At 68.2% G+C, this 19,167-nt stretch carries 14 protein-coding genes; 7 read left to right on the top strand and 7 right to left on the bottom strand.

Annotated features, from left to right (window positions below):
- The first annotated feature begins 8 nt into the window (after window positions 1-8).
- The gene (locus ACN0RJ_RS13565; RefSeq protein ID WP_417724610.1) at window positions 9-956 is read left to right on the top strand and encodes a hypothetical protein; all 948 of its coding nucleotides are present in this window, start codon (window positions 9-11) and stop codon (window positions 954-956) included.
- Here ACN0RJ_RS13565 and ACN0RJ_RS13570 read toward each other — a convergent pair.
- Complete coding sequence (locus tag ACN0RJ_RS13570; RefSeq protein WP_417724611.1) at window positions 942-1,694, bottom strand: heme-dependent oxidative N-demethylase family protein; 753 nt, start codon at window positions 1,692-1,694, stop codon at window positions 942-944. The genes ACN0RJ_RS13565 and ACN0RJ_RS13570 overlap by 15 nt on opposite strands.
- Window positions 1,695-1,884: 190 nt before the next feature.
- On the opposite strand from ACN0RJ_RS13570, the gene ACN0RJ_RS13575 reads away from it, so the two are divergent.
- Window positions 1,885-3,489 carry a DUF1217 domain-containing protein gene (locus tag ACN0RJ_RS13575; protein ID WP_417724612.1) on the top strand — a complete coding sequence of 535 codons (1,605 nt, stop codon included), beginning with the start codon at window positions 1,885-1,887 and terminating at the stop codon, window positions 3,487-3,489.
- 173 nt (window positions 3,490-3,662) lie between these two features.
- On the opposite strand, the gene ACN0RJ_RS13580 is transcribed toward ACN0RJ_RS13575, so the two are convergent.
- Together ACN0RJ_RS13580 and ACN0RJ_RS13585 are read right to left on the bottom strand one after the other, a co-directional pair.
- Complete coding sequence (locus ACN0RJ_RS13580; RefSeq protein ID WP_417720481.1) at window positions 3,663-5,096, bottom strand: NAD(P)(+) transhydrogenase (Re/Si-specific) subunit beta; 1,434 nt, start codon at window positions 5,094-5,096, stop codon at window positions 3,663-3,665.
- 15 nt (window positions 5,097-5,111) lie between these two features.
- On the bottom strand, window positions 5,112-6,686 hold the full coding sequence (locus ACN0RJ_RS13585) for a Re/Si-specific NAD(P)(+) transhydrogenase subunit alpha (protein ID WP_417720480.1): 1,575 nt from the start codon (window positions 6,684-6,686) through the stop codon (window positions 5,112-5,114).
- 354 nt (window positions 6,687-7,040) lie between these two features.
- Between ACN0RJ_RS13585 and ACN0RJ_RS13590 the strand changes: the two genes are divergently transcribed.
- Together ACN0RJ_RS13590 and kynU are read left to right on the top strand one after the other, a co-directional pair.
- The gene (locus ACN0RJ_RS13590) at window positions 7,041-7,787 is read left to right on the top strand and encodes an SDR family NAD(P)-dependent oxidoreductase (protein ID WP_417724613.1); all 747 of its coding nucleotides are present in this window, start codon (window positions 7,041-7,043) and stop codon (window positions 7,785-7,787) included.
- Complete coding sequence (gene kynU / locus ACN0RJ_RS13595) at window positions 7,784-8,977, top strand: kynureninase (protein WP_417724614.1); 1,194 nt, start codon at window positions 7,784-7,786, stop codon at window positions 8,975-8,977. Before ACN0RJ_RS13590 ends, kynU begins: the two co-directional genes overlap by 4 nt.
- Before the next feature lie 145 nt (window positions 8,978-9,122).
- Here kynU and ACN0RJ_RS13600 read toward each other — a convergent pair whose 3' ends face one another.
- Window positions 9,123-9,710 (bottom strand): TetR/AcrR family transcriptional regulator, encoded by a 588-nt coding sequence (locus tag ACN0RJ_RS13600; RefSeq protein ID WP_417720477.1) that lies wholly within the window; start codon window positions 9,708-9,710, stop codon window positions 9,123-9,125.
- A 91-nt stretch (window positions 9,711-9,801) separates the two neighbouring features.
- Here ACN0RJ_RS13600 and ACN0RJ_RS13605 point away from each other — a divergent pair, with 91 nt between their 5' ends.
- From ACN0RJ_RS13605 to ACN0RJ_RS13615, 3 genes are all read left to right on the top strand, one after another.
- Window positions 9,802-10,260: a (2Fe-2S)-binding protein gene (locus ACN0RJ_RS13605; protein ID WP_417724615.1), complete on the top strand. Its 459-nt coding sequence runs from the start codon at window positions 9,802-9,804 to the stop codon at window positions 10,258-10,260.
- 3 nt (window positions 10,261-10,263) lie between these two features.
- Entirely contained in the window at window positions 10,264-12,495 is a 2,232-nt protein-coding gene (locus ACN0RJ_RS13610) for a molybdopterin cofactor-binding domain-containing protein (RefSeq protein WP_417724616.1), read from the top strand.
- Between the two features lie 207 nt (window positions 12,496-12,702).
- A complete protein-coding gene (locus tag ACN0RJ_RS13615; protein WP_417724617.1) occupies window positions 12,703-15,399 on the top strand; it encodes a Hint domain-containing protein in 2,697 nt (898 codons plus the stop codon).
- Window positions 15,400-15,476: 77 nt separating this feature from the next.
- Here the strand turns inward: ACN0RJ_RS13615 and ACN0RJ_RS13620 are convergent, their stop codons facing one another.
- The 3 genes from ACN0RJ_RS13620 to ACN0RJ_RS13630 all read right to left on the bottom strand — a co-directional run bounded on the left by ACN0RJ_RS13620 (window position 15,477) and on the right by ACN0RJ_RS13630 (window position 19,113).
- Window positions 15,477-16,253 (bottom strand): gamma-glutamyl-gamma-aminobutyrate hydrolase family protein, encoded by a 777-nt coding sequence (locus ACN0RJ_RS13620; protein ID WP_417724618.1) that lies wholly within the window; start codon window positions 16,251-16,253, stop codon window positions 15,477-15,479.
- 138 nt (window positions 16,254-16,391) lie between these two features.
- A complete protein-coding gene (locus ACN0RJ_RS13625; RefSeq protein WP_417720472.1) occupies window positions 16,392-16,820 on the bottom strand; it encodes a GlcG/HbpS family heme-binding protein in 429 nt (142 codons plus the stop codon).
- A gap of 148 nt (window positions 16,821-16,968) precedes the next feature.
- Window positions 16,969-19,113: a malate synthase G gene (locus ACN0RJ_RS13630; protein ID WP_417724619.1), complete on the bottom strand. Its 2,145-nt coding sequence runs from the start codon at window positions 19,111-19,113 to the stop codon at window positions 16,969-16,971.
- Window positions 19,114-19,167 lie beyond the last annotated feature (54 nt).

Below are 19,167 nucleotides of genomic sequence, written 5' to 3' on the forward strand. Positions count from 1 at the left end.
AGACGTTCTTGCTACTGGAGCTCAAGATGCTGACTGGTGAGTACCCCTATGCGGGCCTCATCCTGCCCGATGCGGACTTTGTCGAAACCGGCCCCTATCTGGATGCCGCCGAAGAGGTCCTGCTGCGGCTGGATTGCGCCTCCCAACAACGGCCCCGCCGCTCCCGGAAGCGTGCGGCGGTGATGGGGGACCGCTACGGCCTGCTCGTCGTGCCGCAGCCCGACTGCGCCGCCGGGCCGCGCATCGCGATCTGCGCCATCGCCCGCGGCGGCGGCGTGCCCCGGGGCGAGGACGTGGCCCGCATCCTCTCCGATGTCGTGCTCGACATCCTGCAGTTCAGCCCGGCCGAATCGGTGGAATGGTGCAGCCCCGACGTGCATATCAGCGCCGCGGATTTCATCCGCCTGCGCTCCTACGTCTCGCCCCGCCGCAAGCATCTCGCCCCGATCAGTCACAAGGACGAACAGGCCCTTGCCGAAAGCATCCGCGAGGCGATGGAAAAGGTCGCCGCCGACCTGCCCGGCGGTCTTGCCCTCTCGCCGAGCGAGCGCCGCAAGTCCCGCGTGGAGGCCCCCGTCGCGCCGCAGGTGGTGACGATGCGCACCCTCGACCAGCTTCTCGACGACGAAGCCGAACCGCAGGCCGCCGTCGTGGTGGCCGACTCCCCCGCCGAGCCGCCGCAGCCCCGCCCCGTGCGCCGCGGCCTCCTCGACCGGATTCGCGGATTGCTGGCGGGCTCCGATCCCGAACGGCGGCGCATGGCGCTGACAAGCTGGCTCATGGCCGGCATCCTCGCCACCCTGTCGCTGCCGGTCGCCGCCTCGCTGGTGGTGGTGGGGCTCGTGCGCGGCATGGATTTCCGGCTCGCCACGCAGGCGCTGTCGCTCACCGCGCTGTTCGTCGTGCTCGAAAACACCAACATGCTGTCCGGCGCGATGACCTCAATCCTGCCCTAGGGCCGCCAACTCCGGGACCGAGGCGCGCGCCAGCACGTAGATGTGGATCGAAAACACCACCGCGCGCGTCTTCGGCAGGCGCAGCAGGCACTGGCGCTCCGACCGCATGAAGGGCGCCTCTGCCTCCCTCTCCTTGCGCAGCTCCTTGAAGGCCTTGCTGGCCTGGAACAGCGCCGGGTCGTGATACCAGAGCGCGTTGAACCGCCACAGCGGGCGCCCCGGCTGGATACCGTCGAACAGCCGCTGCACCCGCCGCGCGATGTTCTCGTCATAAGGCGCCACCGGCGCATGGATCGCGACCAGCGGGCGCATGAACTTGTCGTGCAAGCGCCAGGCCGAGGGAAAGCACAGCACCGCGCCGGTCAGCACGTGCTCCTCGCCGTGCCTTTCCATGATGCAGAGATCCTCCTGCACCAGCCGCCCGAGCGTGGCCATCGGATCGTCCCGATCCAGCCGCACCGAAACCCCGTCCGGCCGGCGCACCGCGTCACCCTCCCGCACATGCCCCGGCGGCAGATGCTCCAGCACCGTGTCGAGCAGCTCCAGCGCGGCGGGCATGGCCCCGGGATCGAGGGCGATCACCTCCTCCCGCCGCTCCGTCATCAGCCGCTCGCGCTCGGCCATCTGCGCCGCGTGAACCTCGTCGACGAGCAGCCAGTCGGCCGGGTCCAGCGGTGCGATTCCCGGCAGCGGACGCAGCGCATGGACATCGTACGGCAAGGAAGTCTGGAGGATCATGGCCGGTCCCTTCACCCGTTCCGCCCGCTCGGCGCTCCGACCGAAGTGTTGCCCGATCCGCAGGAGCGCCGCAAGCGACCGTGCCCGCTTGAACACTCCCTTAACGCAACGCGCGTAGTCTCGCGCCCGAAACCCGATGTGCGCCGCCCCCGGCCCCCGGCAACGCCAGCCGCGAAAGGATCACAGTCCCATGACCTTCTCTCCGACCACGCTGGGCACCGGAATCGCGGGCTACAACTTCCTGCTGCGCACCCGCGCGACGCAGCAGGCGGCCTTGGCCAATTCCCCGCAGGTGGCGCGCGACACCGAACATTTCCGCGAAAAACTGAAGGATATCCAGACCTCCGATCAACTGATGGAGGATCGCGCGATGCTCCGGGTCGCGCTCGGCGCCTTCGGGCTCGAGGACGATCTCGACAACAAGGCCTTCATCAAGAAGATCCTCGATTCCGACCTCGCCGACAGCAAGTCGCTGGCGAACCGCCTGGCGGACAAGCGCTACCTCGCCTTCGCCAAGGCCTTCAACTTTGCCGGAGAAAGCGGGCCGCAGCTGCCCGACGGCAAATCGGCCGAGGATGTGACCAGGGACCTCGCCGCCATCCGCACAGCCGACGACCTGCTCGGCAACACGTCGCTGCTGCGTGCGACGCTCAAGACCTTCGATCTCGAAGGCGACATCGGCAACACCTTCTTCCTCAAGAAGGTGCTGGAATCGGATCCGACCGATCCCGCCTCCTTCGCCCGCCGCCTCGCCGATCCGCGCTATGCCGAGCTTGCCGAAGCCTTCGACCTTTCCGACAAGGTCAAGGATCGCAATACCGTCTACGGCTTCGCCTCGGTCTTCGCCGATGCCGCCGCCACGCTCGAAACGCCCGAGGATCTGCTGGAGGATGAAACCCTCCTGACGGAGGCGCTGCGCGTCTTCGGGCTGGAAAACGACGTCTACCGCCCCGACTTCCTCGATTCGGTGCTGCGCTCGAACCTCAACGACTCCACCTCCTTCGCCAACCAGCTCGAGGACAAGCGTTATGCCGCCCTCGCCGGGGTGTTCGATTTCCACGAAATGGCGCAGGCCGCCCTCGCCGAGGAGCCCTTCACCAGCACCCTGCAATCCTTCGTCACCACGCTGAATGCCCGATCCGAGCCGGTCACGACGTCCAACGACTTCTTCAGCGACATCAAGCTGATGCTGGAAACCTACAAGTTCTTCGGCCTGCCCTCGCGCAGCAACCAGGCAGGCTATGTCAACCGCATCCTGAACTCCGACAGATCGGACCCCGCCGCGATGATCCACGGCGTCACCGACGGCCGCTACCTCGCCCTCGCCGATGCCTTCCGCATCGAGGAGCCGAACACCGACAGGATCTACCCGCCGGAATTCGCCGACCAGGTCGTGACCAACTACCTCGACCGCCAGTTCGAGATCAGCATCGGCGAAAGCGACGAATCCATGCGGGTCGCCCTGTCGATGGAGCGCGACCTCGGCAAGGTGATCGGCAACGCCAAGGGCAACGATTCCCGCTGGTACGGCGTCATGGCCTCCAACCTCCTGCGCGAGGTGTTCGAAACCGTGTTCCAGCTCCCCGACAGCTTCGGCACGCTCGACGTGGACCGCCAGCTCAAGGAACTCAAACACCGCTCGGAAAGCTACTTCGGCACCTCCGCCCTCGAGGATTTCACCGATCCCGACCGGATGGAGGATCTGCGCCGCCGCTACCTCATGCAGAGCAATCTGCAATCCTCGGCCACTTCCAGCAGCGCCAGCATCGTCCTGAGCCTGCTGTCCCGCGGCTGACCGCCGGGACCGATCGCGACGGCCCCCGAAACTCCCCCCGCCTTCTTCGGTTGAAAAATATCCCGGGGAGCGCGAGGGGCAGCGCCCCTCGTTCCGGCGCCGGGCCCCGGGTGCCGCAGACGAAAAGGGCCCCGCCGTTTCCGGCAGGGCCCCCGTCATGACGATCCGTCGACTTACCCGATCTTGTTGAGCAGGTCGCCGATGGATTGCTTTGCGTCGCCGTAGTACATGCGGGTATTGTCCTTGTAGAACAGCGGGTTCTCGATCCCCGAGTAACCCGTGCCCTGGCCGCGCTTGGACACGAAGACCTGCTTGGCCTTCCAGACTTCCAGCACCGGCATCCCGGCGATGGGAGAGTTCGGGTCTTCCTGCGCCGCCGGGTTCACGATGTCGTTCGAGCCGATCACGATCACCACGTCGGTCGAGGGGAAATCCTCGTTGATCTCGTCCATCTCCAGCACGATGTCGTAGGGGACCTTGGCCTCGGCCAGCAGCACGTTCATGTGCCCCGGCAGACGGCCCGCGACCGGGTGGATGGCGAACCGCACCTCCTTGCCCTTGGCGCGCAGCTTGCGGGTCAGTTCGGCGACGTTGGCCTGCGCCTGCGCCACCGCCATGCCGTAGCCCGGCACGATGATCACGCTGTCGGCCTCGTCCAGCGCCGAGGCGACACCGTCGACGTCGATGGCGATCTGCTCGCCCTCGATCTCCGCCGCCGGGCCCGCCGTGCCGCCGAAGCCGCCGAGGATCACCGACACGAAGCTGCGGTTCATCGCCTTGCACATGATGTAGCTCAGGATCGCACCGGAGGAGCCGACCAGCGCCCCCACCACGATGAGCAGGTCATTGCCCAGCGAAAAGCCGATCGCCGCCGCCGCCCAGCCCGAGTAGCTGTTCAGCATCGACACCACCACCGGCATGTCGGCGCCGCCGATTCCCATGATCAGGTGGTAGCCGATGAACAGCGCCGCCAGCGTCATGAGGAACAGCGGGAAGAAGCCGCCGGTGCCGAAGTACCAGAACAGGCAGACCAGCGAGATCAGCGCCGCCGCGGCGTTCAGCATGTGCCCGCCCGGCAGTTTTTCCGCCTTCGAGGTCAGCTTTCCCGCCAGCTTGCCGTAGGCCACCACCGAGCCGGTGAAGGTCACCGCCCCGATGAAGATGCCCAGGAACAGCTCGACCCGCAGGATGTTCTGCTCGACGCCGGACTTGTGGGCCAGCAGCTCGGCAAAGCCGTGCAGACCCGCCCGCGCGCTCTCGTCCATGGCCAGAACCCTGCCCAGTTCGAAATGCGCGTTGTAGCCGACGAAGACCGCCGCGAGGCCGACGAGCGAATGCATCGCCGCCACGAGCTGCGGCATCTCGGTCATCTCGACCTTCTTGGCGACATAGGTGCCGATGATGCCGCCCGCCGCGATCAGGATCAGCGACAGCAGCCACAGCCCCGAGCCGGGCCCGATCAGCGTGGCAAAGACCGCGAGGCCCATGCCGACGATGCCGTACCAGACCGCCCGCTTGGCGCTTTCCTGGCCCGAAAGCCCGCCCAGCGAGAGGATGAAGAGGACGGCCGCGACCACGTAGGCCGCCGTGGTGAATCCGAATTCCATGATACCTGTCCCCCCTTACGACTTCTGGAACATGGCGAGCATGCGCCGCGTCACGAGGAAGCCGCCGAAGATGTTGATCCCCGCCATGAACACCGAGAGCGCGGCGAGGATGATCACCAGCCACGACCCCGACCCGATCTGCATGAGCGCACCGAGGATGATGATCGACGAGATTGCGTTGGTCACCGCCATAAGCGGCGTGTGCAGCGAATGGCTGACGTTCCAGATCACCTGGAAGCCGATGAAGACCGACAGCACGAAGACGATGAAGTGCTGCATGAAGCTTGCCGGGGCGACCAGCCCCACCGCCAGCAGCAGCGCGCCGCCCACGGCAAGCAGCGTCACCTGCGACCTGGTCTGCGCCTTGAAGGCGGCCACCTCGGCGGCGCGCTTCTGTTCGGGCGTCAGCTCGGGCGTCTTCTCCTTCGGCTTGGCGGCCGCGATCGCCTTGGTCTTGGGCGGCGGCGGCGGGAAGGTGATCTCGCCCTGGTAGGCCACGGTCGCGCCGCGGATCACGTCATCTTCCATGTTGTGATCGACCTTGCCGTCCTTGCCGGGCGTCAGGTCGGTCATCATGTGGCGGATGTTGGTGGCGTAGAGCGTCGAGCTCTGCGTCGCCATACGCGAGGGAAAGTCGGTGTAGCCGATGATGGTCACGCCGTTCTCGGTCACGACCTTCTCGTCCATCACCGTGCCCTCGACGTTGCCGCCCTTTTCGGCGGCAAGATCGACGATGACCGAACCGGGCTTCATCGCCGCAACCATGTCGGCCAGCCAGAGCTTGGGCGCCTCGCGGTTCGGAATCAGCGCGGTGGTGATCACGATGTCCATCTCGGGGGCCAGCTCGCGGAACTTCGCCAGCTGGGCCTCGCGGAACTCGGGCGAGGAAACCGAGGCATAGCCCCCCGTCGCCGCGCCGTCCTGCTGGGCTTCCTCGAAGTCGAGATAGACGAACTGCGCGCCCATCGATTCGACCTGCTCGGCCACTTCGGGACGCACGTCGAAGGCATGGGTGATCGCCCCGAGCGAGGTCGAGGTGCCGATCGCGGCAAGCCCAGCCACGCCGGCGCCCACCACCAGCACCTTGGCCGGCGGCACCTTGCCCGCGGCGGTGATCTGCCCGGTGAAGAAGCGGCCGAAGTTGTTGCCCGCCTCGATCACCGCACGGTAGCCCGCGATGTTCGCCATCGAGGACAGCGCGTCCATCTTCTGCGCCCTCGAGATCCGCGGCACCATCTCCATCGCGATGACGTTGGCGCCCTTGGCCTTCGCCAGCTCCAGCCCCTCGGCATTGCCGCCGGGGTTGAAGAAGGTGATCAGCGTCTTCTCGGGCGTCAGCCGCTCGAGCTCCGAAATCTCGGGGATGCGCACCTTGGCGATGATGTCCGACTGCGCCCAGAGCGCCTCGGCCCCCTCGACGACAGACACACCGGCCGCGGTGTAAAGCGCATCCGAAAATCCCGCCTTTTCGCCAGCGCCCGACTCGATCAGGCACTCGTACCCCAGCTTCTGCAATTGAACCGCCGAATCCGGCGTCATCGCAACCCGGTTCTCGCCCGAAGCGATCTCCCTTGGCGTCCCTATCTTCACGTCTCTCGTCCCCCTTGGCCTTTCAAAAGGATTCCTTCCCGCAGCGTCAACCGCAGCCTGCAGTTCGTCTACAGGCAGCAGAGGCGGGCCACAACCGCACCGCACGGGGTAAATCACATCCCGCGCAGGAGTCAAAGCCACCTTCGCATAAATTGCTGGGTGCCGCGACATTCCGCAACAAACTTGCGTATCACGGCGGGCGCCGGAGCCATACCCCCGGATTTCTTCTGGCCCCGAATATCCCGCGGCGCGGCGCTCCGGCACCGGGCCGCCCGCCGGGGCGCCGCGCGGCGCCATCGCCTTGCCTGTCCCGCAAAACCGCGTCAGGGTCGGCGGCGACAGGAAAGGCATGGCATGCTCGACGGCAAACACGCGCTGGTCACCGGAGGCGGCACGGGCATCGGCCTGGCCATCGCCCGCGCGCTCGCCGCGCGCGGTGCCACCGTCACCATCGCCGGCCGCCGTCCCGAGGTGCTGGAACGGGCCGGGGGCGGCCTGCATCCGCTGGTCATGGACGTTGCCTCGGAACCCTCCGTGCGCGACGGCATCGCCCGCGCCGTCGCCGCGCTCGGCCCGGTGCAGGTGCTGGTCGCCAATGCCGGCCATGCCGAACAGGGGCTGATCCCCGACACCGGCCTCGACGCCTGGCGGCGCACCATGGCGGTCAACCTCGACGGCGCCTTCCTCAGCATCCGCGAAGCACTTCCCGGCATGACGCGCGCCGGCTGGGGCCGGGTGATCGCGGTCGCCTCCGTCGCCGGCATCCGGGGCATGAAACGCTGCGCGCCCTATGTCGCCTCGAAACACGGGCTCGTCGGCCTGATTCGCGCGCTCGCCGCCGATCACCTCGGCCAGCCGCTGACCTTCAACGCCCTGTGTCCCGCCTACGTGGACACGGTGCACGTGGCGCGGAACATCGAACGGGTGATGGCGCGCGACGGTCTCGACCGCGACGCCGCCACCCGTCTCGTGAACGGCGCCAACCCGCACAACCGCCTGATCGCGCCCGACGAGATCGCGGCAACCGCCCTCTGGCTCTGCGGTCCCGATTCGGGCAGCATCAACGGCCAGGCCATCCAGATCGCCGGAGGAGAGTTTTGACCGATTTCACCTGGACCCGCGAGCAGTTCCACCTGCCCCTCGGCATGATCTATCTCGACGGCAATTCGCTCGGCCCGATGCCCAAGGCCACCCCCGCCCGCATCGAGCGCATGCTGCACGAGGAATGGGCCGAGCAACTCATCACCGGCTGGAACAATTGCGGCTGGATGCAGATGCCCCGCCGCCTCGGCGACCGCATCGGCGCGCTGATCGGCGCGGCGCCGGGACAGACCGTGGTCGGCGACACGCTGTCGATCAAGGTCTTCCAGGCCCTGGCAGCCGCGCTCGACCTGCGCCCGGACCGGCGGGTGATCCTGTCGGATTCCGGCAATTTTCCCTCCGATCTCTACATGGCCGAGGGGCTCGTCCGCCTGACCGGAGACCGCCACGAGCTGCGCCTCGCCCGCCCGCACGAACTCGAGGACTCGATCACCGAAGAGGTCGCGGTCCTTCTCGTGACCGAGGTCGACTACCGCACCGGGCGGCGCCACGATCTCGCCGCGCTCACGCGCAAGGCACACGAGATGGGCGCGCTGGTGATCTGGGACCTGGCGCATTCCGCCGGCGCGCTGCCCGTCGACGTCACCGCGGGCGCTGCGGATTTCGCCGTCGGCTGCACCTACAAGTACATCAATGCCGGCCCCGGGGCTCCCGCCTTCATCTACGTCGCGCCCGACCTTTCCGAGGCGGCCGAACCGGCGCTGTCGGGCTGGCTCGGCCATGCCCACCCCTTCGCCTTCGAAAGAAGCTACCGCCCCGGCGACGGCATCGACCGGATGCGCGTCGGGACGCCCCCGGTGCTGCAGATGGCCGCGCTGGACGCCGCGCTCGACATCTGGGACCGGGTCGACATCCGCGACATCCGCAAACGCTCCCTCGCGCTCACCGGGTTGATGATCGAAGAGGTCGAAACCCACTGCCCCGGCGTGCGGCTCGTCACCCCGCGCGACAACGAGAAACGCGGCTCCCAGGTCTCCTTCCGCTTCGAGCAGGGCTACGCCACGATCCAGGCCCTGATCGACCAGGGCGTGATCGGGGATTTCCGCGCCCCCGACATCATGCGCTTCGGCATCACGCCGCTCTACATCACCGAGGACGACATCCGCGAAGCGGTGGAGACCCTCGCCCGCACCCTGCGCGGCGCGCTGTGGGACAATCCCCGCTACCGGCGCCGCCGGGCCGTCACCTGACACCGCCCCCGGGGCTTCTTCTTGTCGCAAATACGCCCTTTCCGGCAAGGCAACCCGCGCCCGATCCGGGCAAGCGCGTCAGGCCGCCACGCGCGGGGGCCGCAGGCCCCCCGTCAAACCTGCGCGCCGAAGGCGCACCGCCGGATCAGCCCCGCGTCGCGGTCATGCCCCGGCCGAACATCTGCGCCAGCACCTTGAGCCGCGCGCTGTAGGCCGAAAACGGCGGCACCTTCGCCCCCTTCAGCGCCGCCAGCATCGCATCCGCCACCATCTCGGGCGGCGCCGCCAGGCGCAGCGCCCCCGAGGTGACGCCCCGCGCCAGCCATCCGGCGTAGAGCCGCGCGAGCCGCGCCTCGCCCTCGGCCGAGAGATCCGCGCTCAGCGCATGCGAGGTCGACAGAAGCTCCTCCCCGTGCGGCGAGGCGATGAGAAGTTCCGCCATCTCGCCCGCCTGCGCCGCAAAGGCCCGGGTCAGCACCGCCTCGGGCGCGCCGGGCTGCGCCAGCGCCGCGGCGACGTCCCGCGCGACATCGGCATAGTATTCGGCCACCAGCGCCCGCAGGATCGCCTCCTTGTTGTCGAAATGAAGATACAGCGCCGGACGGGACATTCCTGCCCCGCGGCTTATGTCTTCCATCGAGGTGCGCCGGAATCCGTAGGCCGCGAATCCGCGAATGGCGGCAGCCAGGATCGCGGCGCGCTTCGGATCGGGATCGGGCTGCGCATCGCTCATGCGGACTGTCTGACACTTTCCCGAAAATCTGTCAATTGACACTCTGACAAAACTCGTTGATAATGTCAAAAATCACAGCCGGGAGTTTCCCATGCCGACCACCCTCACCGTCAACGGCCGCACACATGATGTCGACCTGCCCGGCGACGTTCCCCTGCTCTGGGTGCTGCGCGACGCGCTGAACCTCACCGGAACCAAATACGGCTGCGGTGTCGCGGCCTGCGGTGCCTGCACCGTGATGATCGACGGCGAGGCGGTGCGCTCCTGCCAGACCACGCTCTCCGACGTCCGGGGCGAGGTCACGACGATCGAGGGCACCGGCACCCCGGAGTTCCTGTCACGGCTGCAGCAGGCCTGGATCGACCATCAGGTCGCGCAATGCGGCTGGTGCCAGTCCGGCCAGATCATGCAGGCCTCGGCGCTTCTGGCGACCACCCCGCAGCCCACCGACGACGAGATCGACGCGGCGATGTCGGGCAACCTCTGCCGCTGCGGCACCTATCCCCGCATTCGCGCCGCCATCAGGTCGGCCGCCGGAATGGAGAGCTGAGCCATGGCAAGCATCGGAAAGATCGCCCGCCGCACCTTTCTCTTCGGGACCGCCGCCATCGCGGGCGGGGTCGCGATCGGCGCCTGGTACGTGGCCCGGCCCGCCGCCAACCCGCTGAAACCGGCCGAGGGCGAGACCGCGCTCAACGCCTTCGTGCTCGTCGACGGTGACGGCGTCACGCTGATCGCTCCCCGCGCCGAGATGGGACAGGGCACCCACACCACCTGGGCCGCGCTGATCGCCGAAGAGATGGACCTTGCCTGGGAAGACGTGCGGGTGATCCACGGGCCGCCCGCGCAGGCCTATTACAACAGCGCGATGATGGCCGATGCCCTGCCGGGCAAGCCCTATGACAAGAGCGCCTTTGCCCACAAGATGGGCGAGGTCGCGGGCCATCTCGGCAAGGTGTTCGAGATGCAGGTCACCGGCGGGTCGACCGCGATGAAGGACGGCTACGACCGCATGCGCGCCACCGGCGCGGCGGCCCGCGAGATGCTGAAGGGCGCCGCCGCGAACCGTCTCGGCGTCGACGTCGCCCGGCTGCGCACCGAGAACGGCGCGGTGATCGCCCCGGACGGCACCACGCTCGCCTATACCGACCTGGCCGCCGAGGCGGCGGGGATCGAACCGCGCGAGGTGCTGCTGCGCGAGCGCTCCGAGTGGAAGCTGCTGGGCAGGCCCTTGCCCCGGATCGACATGGTGGGCAAGAGCACCGGCACCGCGGAATACGCGATGGACGTGCGCCCCGAGGGGCTGAAATACGCCGCCCTGCGCATGTCGCCCCGCCGCGCCGGGATGACGCGGATGGATGCGCGGGACGCCGAGGCGATGCCCGGCGTCGAGAAGGTCGTCGATCTGGGCGACGGTTTCGCGGTCATCGCCTCGAACACCTGGCTTGCCATGCAGGCCGCCGACGCGGTCGAGGTGGAATGGGACCCCGCCCCCCATGCCGCGACCACCGAGGCGATCTTCGACGAGATCGCGGCGGCGTTCGACCTCGACCCCGACTCGACCCTGCGGGACGAGGGCAAGCCCGACAGCCTGCCCGCCGGCGCGACCGAACTGCGCGCCGAGTACCGCGTGCCCTTCGTCGCCCATGCCACGATGGAGCCGCTGAACGCCACCGCGCGCGTCACCGCCGAGGGGGTGGAGCTGTGGTCCGGCAACCAGCTTCCGACCTTCGTGCGCCGCGCCTGCGCCGAGGAAGCGGGCATCGACGAGGCGCGCATGACGGTGCACACCACGCTCATGGGCGGCGGCTTCGGACGGCGGGGCGAGCTGGACTTTTCGGTCCTCGCGACCCGCGTCGCCAAGGCGCTGCCGGGCGTCCCGGTGATGACCGTCTGGTCGCGCGAAGAGGACATGACCCACGATTTCTACCGCCCCGGCGCGCTGGCCCGGATGCGCGGTGCGGTGAAGGACGGCGCGCCGGTGCTGTTCGACGCCGCCGTGGCGGGCCCCTCGACCGCCCGGCAGGCGCTGAACCGCTGGATGGGCTTTGCCCCCGGCGGTCCCGATCAGGTGCATGTTGAGGGCCTCTGGAACCAGCCCTACAAGATCCCCGGCTACCGCGCGCGCGGCCACGTGGCGCCCGACCTGAACGTTCCGGTCGGCTTCTGGCGCTCGGTCGGGAACAGCTACAACGGTTTCTTCCACGAAAGCTTCATGGACGAGATGGCCCATGCCGCGGGGGCCGACCCGCTGGAGTTCCGCCTTGCCGCCGCCGACTGGGACCCCGCGCGGGAGGTGATCGAGGCGGTCAAGGAGATGTCCGGCTGGCCCGACAAGCCCGAAGGCACCGGGCGCGGCATCGCCATGTGCTACAGCTTCGGCACCCCGGTCGCCTGCGTGATCGAGGTCGCGGACGAGGAAGGCGACATCCGCATCACCCGCGCCTGGATGGCGGCGGATGTGGGCGTGGCGCTGGACCCCGGCATCATCGAGCAGCAGTTGGTGGGCGGCCTGGTCTACGGTCTGTCGGCGGCGATGATGGAAGAGATCACCTTTGCCGACGGCATGGTCGAACAGATGAATTTCTGGGACCACGACGCGCTCAGGCTGGGCCAGATGCCGGAGGTCGAGGTGCGCGTCCTGGAAAACGGCGCGCATATCAGCGGTATCGGCGAGCCCGGAACGCCCCCCGCCGCGCCCGCGCTGGCCAATGCGATCTTCGACCTGACCGGCGAACGCCACCGCGAACTGCCGCTGAACAAGGTGGTGAGCTTCGCGGTCTGACCCCCTGCCGCACCGGGGCCGCGCCCTGCCCTTTCCGGGGCGGGCGCGGCCCCGCACGGCGTTCCGCCACCGACCGCCCGGAGGCCTTCAAGCCGTATTTTAACCAAGTTCGCATCAAATTGGCGCCATCGAGGGCCTGTAGAGCTTTGCCCCTGAAGGTCCCGCGCAAGACGGGATCACCGGGTCAGAGTGGTCAGCAGTCTCGTAATGGCGACGTATTCAGTCAGCTTCTATACGATAGATCCGCGGACGATCCTGTCGACGGGGACCAACTCCACCTTCGTGTGGTCGGGTCCGACCGCCCGCACCGGCAGCGCGACCATCACCGACAACGAAAGCGGTATCGAGGGCCTCACCCTCGACGACGACAGCGCCGGGAGCGAAAGCGCCACCGCCACCGTCACCACCGCCGCGGGCACGTCGATCAACACCACCGTCGACGCGGAATCGGTCTGGACCCTGCGCGACACCGTCACCGGCAAGGTCTTTCAACTGGCCGAGTTCGACGTCGAGAACGGCGCCGCCTCGGGGCATTACACCCTGTCCGAATACCAGCTCGTCACCGGGCGCAGCTATCAGGTGCTGGACTACGACAGCAACCCGAACGCCGCGCGGGGCGACATCGCCTTCAATTACACCGAATACCAGGACGGGGTGGTCAACGGCACCGCGGGCGCGGACCTCATCAACGGCAGTTATGCCGACGCGCAGGGCGAAAGCATCGACACCAACCCGCTCGGGGTGAACGACAGCATCTCCGCCGGGGCGGGCAACGACACGGTTTATGGCGGCACCGGCAACGACACGATTGACGCGGGCGACGGCAACGACCTGGTCTATGGCGATTACGGCACCGAGAGCCCGGCCACCATCGCCGAGACCCTGCAATGGTCGAGCCTCGGCAACAACGGCACCAACCTTGCCGGAGGCTTCACCCGCGACACCGGCAATATCGACGTCACGGTCGGCTTCACCAACAACGGCAACAACAACCCCACCTACCAGGTCGATACGGACGACGCGCAGTATCACGCGGCCGGCGAGACCTATCCCGGCTATTCCTCGCTCTACCTCTACGGCCAGGGCGACGGCGCGACCTCGACCACGCAGATCTCGTTCTCGGCGTCGAGCGGCGCGCAGGTGGAAAACTCGGTCCGCAACGTCAGCTTCCGCATCAACGACATCGACTGGGGCGCCAACAACCACACTGACATCGTCACCGTCCTGGCCTATGACGCCAACGGCAACCCGGTCACGGTCACGCTGACGCCGTCGGGCGGCGACACCGTGTCCGGCAACACGATCACCGCCAACCAGGTCGCCGACACCGCCGCGCAGGCGGGCGGCTCGGTGCTGGTCGAGATCGCGGGGCCGGTCTCGTCCATCCGCATCGTCTATGCCAACGGTCAGGGCAACACCCAGGGCATCTGGGTCACCGATCTGCACTATGACGCGGTGGCGCTGAATTCCGGCAACGACTCCCTGATCGGCGGCGCCGGGGACGACACCCTTCTGGGCGGCGCGGGCAACGACACGCTCGACGGCGGAGAGGGCGCGGATTCCCTGAACGGCGGCACCGGAAACGACCTGCTGAACGGAGGCAACGGCAACGACACGCTGGAGGGAGGCGCCGGGGCCGACACGCTGAACGGCGGCGCGGGCATGGATTACGCCAGCTACGCCGGGTCCGATGCGGGGGTGACGGTCGACCTGTCCACCGGCACCTTCTCGGGCGGCCATGCGCAGGGCGACGCGGGCGGCTCCGGCATCGACGGCCTCATCGGCTCGGCATTCGCGGACAGCCTCACCGGCTACGACATGCAGGGGATCGACGACGGCATCGCCTGGACCAACGTCTTTTACGGCGGCGGGGGCAACGATACGCTCTCGGGCCTCGGCGGCGACGATCGGCTGCACGGCGACGAGGGCGACGATTCCCTGCTCGGCGGCGACGGCAACGACAGCCTCTACGGCGGTGACGGCGATGACGTGATCGCGGGCGGCACCGGGGCCGACCGCCTCGAGGGTGGCGCAGGCAACGACACGATCTTCGCCGGCAAGGGCGACACGGTGATCGGCGGCGACGGCGACGACGTCATCACCCTGGTGGATCTGGCCGAGGGCGGCGGACCGGGCACCATCTACATCGAAGGGCTGACCACCGGGCAATCCGGCGGCGACATCCTGAACCTCAACGGGCTGGTCGACCGCACCACGCTGACCATCACCTCCGACAACGGCGGAGAGCTGACCGGCAGCGCCTACATGTACGACGGCACGCTGGTCAGCTTCTCGAACATCGACAGCATCATCTGCTTCACCCCCGGCACCCGCCTCCTGACCGCCACCGGCTACCGCCCGGTCGAGTCCCTGTCGGTCGGCGACCTCCTGGTGACGCGCGACAGCGGGTTGCATCCGCTGCGCTGGATCGGTGCGCGCCGGGTGCGGGCCGAAGGCGCCTTCGCCCCGATCCGCGTGGCGCCCGGCCTGCAGGGTGCGAGGGCGCCGCTGCTGGTGTCGCCCCAGCACCGGATGTTGATCTGCGACCACCGCGCCGAACTTCTCTTCGGCACGCCGGAGGTGCTGGTCTCCGCAACCCACCTGGCCGATTGCGGGCTGGCGCGGGCGGTGCCGGGCGGCATGGTCACCTACCTGCACCTGATGACCGACCGCCACGAGGTGCTGATTGCCGAAGGCATGGCCACCGAAAGCTTCCACCCCGGCCCGCGCGGCCTTGCCGCGCTCTCCGATGCCTCGCGGCAGGATCTGTTCGCCGCCTTCCCGGAGTTGCGCGCCGACCCGACGCGCTACGGAGGCACCGCCCGGCTCTGCCTGAAGCGGCACGAGGCACGGGCCCTGCTCGACACCGGCAGGCATCACCGCGCCTACGACACCGCCGCCTGATCGGCGCACCGCGGCGCGTCCCGCGAGATCCGGTCAGGACATCCCGGCGCCCGCAACCGGGGCGCGGCCTGCGGCTATCAGGCCGAGATGCGCCGCGGCATGCGCTTGCCGGCGGCCCAGGCGCGCACCGCGTCGCCGAACGCGACGAACAGCGGGCGCGACACCGGATCGTTGGCGGCATCCCATTCGGGGTGCCATTGCACCGAAAGGGTGAACCCCGGCGCGCCCTTGACGTGGATCGCCTCCGGCGTGCCGTCCGGCGCATGGCCTTCGATCTCGATCCGGGCGCCGGGCGTCTTGATCCCCTGCCCGTGCAGCGTGTTGGTCATGACCTCGGTCGCGCCGAACAGGCGGTGAAACATGCCGCCCTCCTTCAGCGTCACCTTGTGGCGCAGCGCGAACTTCTCTTCCATCGTGCCGTCCGGGGGCATGCGGTGGTTCATCCGCCCCGGCAGATCCCGGATCTCCGGATAGAGCGTGCCGCCCATAGCGACGTTCACCTCCTGGAACCCGCGGCAGATGCCGAGGAAGGGCTGACCGCGTTCCACGCATTTGCGCACCAGCGGGAGGACGATGGCATCGCGCGCCCGGTCGAAGGCGCCATGCGCCTCGGTCGCCTCCTCGCCGTATTCCTCGGGGTGCACGTTGGGCCGGCCGCCGGTCAGCAGAAAGCCGTCGCAGGCCTCCAGCAGTTCGTCGACCCCGACGAAACGCGGGTCGGCACCGATGAGCAGCGGCAGGCAGTCGGAAACGCAGGATACGGCTTCGGCGTTCATCGCACCCCCCGCAAAGGCGGGATAGGTGTCGTTGAGCATGTGCTGGTTGCCGATGATGCCGACGACGGGGCGGGCCATTCAGAACCTCTTCAAGTCTGTCCCCCGCCTACATAATGCAACGGGAACCTTTTCGAAAGGTTCCCGTTTTGCCTCTGTGCCGCGGTGCAGAGACAAATGTGCATTTCTGCCCGACAATCAGGCAGAGACCGGCAGTCCTCAGACCACGGCGGTCAGCCCGGTGGCCTCGATCCCGGCCTTCGCCACGGCCGCATCGTTGTCCGAACTGTCCCCGGTCACGCCGACCGCGCCCAGCGTGCGCCCCTTGGCATCCTTGACCAGCACGCCGCCCGGCACCGGGATCAGCTTGCCGCCGAAGGCACCGTTGGCCGCCGCGATGAAATAGGCCTGTGCCTCGGCCCGCGCCATCTGCGCCGAACCGGGCATGCCCAGCATCACCGCCCCGTAGGCCTTGCCGAGCGCGATCTGGAACCGCCCCGGCGCCGCGCCGTCCTGGCGCTCGAAGGCCTGCACGTTGCCGCCCTCGTCCAGCACGATCACCGACAGCGGCTGCAGCCCCATCTCCTTGCCCGCCTCGAACGCGCGACGGATGATCGTCCGCGCCCGGCTCAGTGAAATTCCCGCCATGTCCCTCTCCTTCTTCGGTTTGACAAATATCCCGGGGGAGTCGCCGAAGGCGACGGGGGCAGCGCCCCCGACCGCGCGCCGCAGGCGCGCCCGCCCCGTACAGGCACCGGGTCCGGCTCCGCTCCCGACCCGCCCCTTGCTGCCGCGATCAACCGGCCTTCAACTCCAGCCGGCGCCGGTGCAGCACCGGCTCGGTGTAGCCCGAAGGCTGCACCCGCCCGTCGAACACCAGGTCGCAGGCCGCCCGGAAGGCCACGCCGTCGTAGCCCGGCGCCATCGGCACATAGGCCGGATCCCCGGCGTTCTGCGCGTCCACGACCTCGGCCATGCGCTTCATCACCGCCATGACCTCCTCTTCCGAGACCACCCCGTGATGCAGCCAGTTGGCGATGTGCTGCGACGAGATCCGGCAGGTGGCGCGGTCCTCCATCAGACCGACGTCATGGATGTCCGGCACCTTGGAACAGCCGACCCCCTGGTCGACCCAGCGCACCACGTATCCGAGAATGCCCTGGGCGTTGTTCTCGATCTCCTCGCGGATCTCGTCCTCCGACCAGTTCTGCCCTGCGGCGACGGGGAAGGTCAGCAGATCCTCCAGCGTGCCGCGCGCACCGCCCGCGGCGATCTCGGCCTGGCGGGCCAGCACGTCGACCTCGTGGTAATGCAGCGCATGCAGCGTGGCGGCGGTGGGCGACGGCACCCAGGCGCAGTTCGCCCCGGCCTTCGGCTGGGCGATCTTCGCCTTCAGCATGTCCGCCATCAGGTCCGGCATCGCCCACATGCCCTTGCCGATCTGGGCGCGGCCGCGCAGCCCGCAGGCCAGGCCGATATCGACATTGCGATCCTCGTAGGAGGTGATCCAGGGCGTCGATTTCATCTCCCCCTTGCGGATCATCGGGCCCGCTTCCATCGAGGTGTGCATCTCGTCCCCGGTCCGGTCGAGGAAGCCGGTGTTGATGAAGGCCACGCGGTGCTTCGCCGCGCGGATGCATTCCTTGAGGTTCACCGAGGTCCGGCGCTCCTCGTCCATGATGCCGAGCTTCACGGTATATTGCGGCAGGCCCAGCGCCGCCTCGACGAAGGTGAAGATCTCGTCCGCGAAGGCCACCTCTTCTGGCCCGTGCATCTTGGGCTTCACCACGTAGACCGACTCCATCACCGAGTTGCGCGGCCCGCCATCCTTCTGAAGATCGTGAAGGGCGATGGTCGCGGTGATCATCGCATCCATCAGACCCTCGAAGATTTCCGAGCCGTCCTTCAGCAGGATCGCCGGGTTGGTCATCAGATGGCCGACGTTGCGCACCAGCATCAGCGCGCGCCCCTTCAACTCCAGCGCGCTGCCGTCGGGCGCGGTGTAGCTGCGATCGGCGGCAAGCGTCCGGGTGACGGTCTTGCCGCCCTTCTCGAAACGGTCGGCCAGATCGCCCTTCATCAGCCCCAGCCAGTTGCCGTAGGCCAGCGCCTTGTCGGCGGCATCGACGCAGGCCACCGAATCCTCGCAATCCATGATCGCGGAGACGGCGGATTCCATCAGCACGTCGGCCAGGCCGGCGAAATCGTCCTTGCCGATGAAATGATCCCGGTCGATGACCAGTTCCGCATGCAGGCCATGGTTCTTCAACAGCACCGCCTCGGGGGCCGATGCCGCGCCGCGATAACCGGCGAACTGCGCCGGATCGACGAGGGGTCGCCCGCCGACCAGCAGCGCCCCGCCCTCGACCGCGTAGCCCGAGGCCCCGGCATGGGCCCCGCCGGACACCGGGAAGGTCGCGTCGAGAAACGCCTTCGCGGTCGCCACGACCTCGGCCCCGCGTGCGGCATCGAAGCCGCCCCCGGCCGGCCGGGAGCCCATGGCATCGGTGCCGTAACAGGCGTCGTAGAGAGACCCCCAGCGCGCGTTTGCCGCGTTCAGCGCATAGCGTGCATTGGTGATCGGAACCACGAGCTGGGGGCCGGGAACCGAGGCGAATTCCGGATCGGTGCCGGTGGTCTCGATCTCGAAGTCCGGGCCCTCGGGCACGAGATAGCCGATCACCTCGAGGAAAGCGCGATAGGCCGCGGCGTCATGCGGCTTGCCCGCATGCTCGCGGTGCCAGTTGTCGATGCTTTCCTGAAGCTCCTCGCGCCGCGCCAGAAGCGTCGCGTTCTTCGGGCCGAACTCATGCGCCAGTTGCGACAGCGCCGCCCAGAACCCGTCGGCATCGAGCCCGGTGCCCGGCAAGGCCTTCTCTTCGAGGAAATCGTGGAGCACGGGGTCGATCTGCAACCCATGGCGGTCGATACGGGTCGTCATGGCGGGCCTCCTGGTCAAGGTATGCAATGGTATGGGGTCGCCGACCCCTTTAGG

Source organism: Salipiger sp. (assembly GCF_048261495.1).
Lineage (GTDB): Bacteria > Pseudomonadota > Alphaproteobacteria > Rhodobacterales > Rhodobacteraceae > Salipiger.

Bases quoted from the DNA above. Each gene is read 5' to 3' on its own strand.
- ACN0RJ_RS13570 (WP_417724611.1), bottom strand. From the start codon at position 1,694: ATGATCCTCCAGACTTCCTTGCCGTACGATGTCCATGCGCTGCGTCCG.
- ACN0RJ_RS13600 (WP_417720477.1), bottom strand. From the start codon at position 9,710: ATGAGCGATGCGCAGCCCGATCCCGATCCGAAGCGCGCCGCGATCCTG.
- ACN0RJ_RS13605 (WP_417724615.1), top strand. From the start codon at position 9,802: ATGCCGACCACCCTCACCGTCAACGGCCGCACACATGATGTCGACCTG.
- ACN0RJ_RS13620 (WP_417724618.1), bottom strand. From the start codon at position 16,253: ATGGCCCGCCCCGTCGTCGGCATCATCGGCAACCAGCACATGCTCAAC.
- ACN0RJ_RS13625 (WP_417720472.1), bottom strand. From the start codon at position 16,820: ATGGCGGGAATTTCACTGAGCCGGGCGCGGACGATCATCCGTCGCGCG.
- ACN0RJ_RS13630 (WP_417724619.1), bottom strand. From the start codon at position 19,113: ATGACGACCCGTATCGACCGCCATGGGTTGCAGATCGACCCCGTGCTC.
- ACN0RJ_RS13580 (WP_417720481.1), bottom strand. From the start codon at position 5,096: ATGGAATTCGGATTCACCACGGCGGCCTACGTGGTCGCGGCCGTCCTC.
- ACN0RJ_RS13610 (WP_417724616.1), top strand. From the start codon at position 10,264: ATGGCAAGCATCGGAAAGATCGCCCGCCGCACCTTTCTCTTCGGGACC.
- ACN0RJ_RS13575 (WP_417724612.1), top strand. From the start codon at position 1,885: ATGACCTTCTCTCCGACCACGCTGGGCACCGGAATCGCGGGCTACAAC.
- ACN0RJ_RS13590 (WP_417724613.1), top strand. From the start codon at position 7,041: ATGCTCGACGGCAAACACGCGCTGGTCACCGGAGGCGGCACGGGCATC.
- ACN0RJ_RS13615 (WP_417724617.1), top strand. From the start codon at position 12,703: ATGGCGACGTATTCAGTCAGCTTCTATACGATAGATCCGCGGACGATC.